At 36.8% G+C, this 1453-nt stretch carries 3 protein-coding genes; 2 read left to right on the plus strand and 1 reads right to left on the minus strand.

All coding sequences use genetic code 11. From position 1 onward, the window contains the following. Window positions 1–159 (minus strand): 6-carboxytetrahydropterin synthase (locus AC1DPQ_RS27565; RefSeq protein ID WP_477611540.1); only part of this gene is annotated, 159 nt, incomplete at its 3' end. Between the two features lie 105 nt (window positions 160–264). On the opposite strand from AC1DPQ_RS27565, the gene mqnB reads away from it, so the two are divergent. Continuing rightward, the gene (gene mqnB, locus AC1DPQ_RS27570) at window positions 265–888 is read left to right on the plus strand and encodes a futalosine hydrolase (protein WP_477611538.1); all 624 of its coding nucleotides are present in this window, start codon (window positions 265–267) and stop codon (window positions 886–888) included. Window positions 889–1006: 118 nt separating this feature from the next. After that, a partial coding sequence (locus AC1DPQ_RS27575; RefSeq protein ID WP_477611539.1) for an MqnA/MqnD/SBP family protein occupies window positions 1007–1453 on the plus strand: 447 nt, incomplete at its 3' end.

Here is a 1453-nt window from a genome sequence, read left to right on the forward strand (position 1 = left end):
AACTTCGCCTTTAACTGTAACATATAACCAATAGTTATGGCCATGCCAATTGGGGTTGGCACATTTACCATAAACTTCATTGTTTTTATCATCATCCCAATCGGTACGGGCCAATTTGTGCGCCGCATTGAAGGATGCTTTTCTCGTTATGTAAATCATTACTATAAAATAAAATGCAAATATACGGATAAAGGTTTAAGCTTAAAGACTAAAGACCAAAGCTTACACAAAACTTAAATGAAAACAATCTGCTAACTTTACGTTATGAAAACTTTAGTTGTTGCTGCTACAAAAGCCGAACTCACCTTCTTTTATCAACATTTTAATTTGCCGGATGGAGATTTTGTAGAGAGTAAAAATTTCGATCTGCTGATCACTGGTGTTGGAATGGTAGCAACAGCCTTTGCCCTGGGCAAACATCTTTCATCTAAATATAGCCTTGTGGTAAATTTCGGTATCGCTGGAAGCTTCGATCGGAATATAGCTTTAGGTACTGTATTAAATATTACCGAAGATACTTTTGCCGAACTGGGCGCCGAAAATGGAGACGAATTTTTAACCATAAGCGATTTGGGTTTTGGGGAAAACCATTACACCTCGAAAACACACAAAAGCGTTAACCTACCCGTAGCAAAAGGGATAACCATGAACTGTGTAACGGGGAGCGAAAAAAGTATTAAAAATCTAATCAAGAGGTTAAACCCAACTACCGAAAGCATGGAAGGTGCCGCGGTTTTCTATGCCAGTAAACAGTTAAACATCGATTGTTTACAGATTAGAAGTATATCTAATTATGTAGAGCCAAGAAATAAAGACAATTGGAAAATTGGCTTGGCTATTAAAAATTTAAACGATTGGGCCATWGCTTTTGTTGGAGAAATGAACTGATTATGACTGATTAGTTTACCGCAGTACTTAATTTTGATTTATGAACCCGACACAATTAAAATAATTATTTTAATTGTCAAAGGCTCCATCTAACAACTGAAAACAAAAAAATAAATAGATGAAACTTACACTTKGATTTTCTCCCTGCCCTAACGATACATTTATTTTCGATGCACTAATTCACCATAAAATTGACACTGAAGGGTTAGAATTTGAGGTTTCTTATGATGATGTAGAAACGTTAAACCAAAAGGCACTTAGAGGCGAATTAGATATTACCAAGTTAAGTTTCCATGCTTTTGCCTATGTTGCCAACCAGTATGCTTTACTCGACGCTGGGAGTGCCCTGGGTTTTGGTGTTGGGCCGTTATTAATCAGTAAGAATCATTTCGATGGAGAAAATGACGCTGAACTCCAAACGCCAGACTCCAAACTAAGAATTGGAATACCAGGAAAATATACCACCGCTAATTTCCTGCTGGGAATTGCTTATCCTCATTTACAAAATAAACAGGAGCTTGTTTTTTCTGAAATTGAATCGGCTTTACTTAGCGAGCAGATTGAT

It is taken from the genome of Pedobacter sp. 01T416_2, from assembly GCF_056398925.1.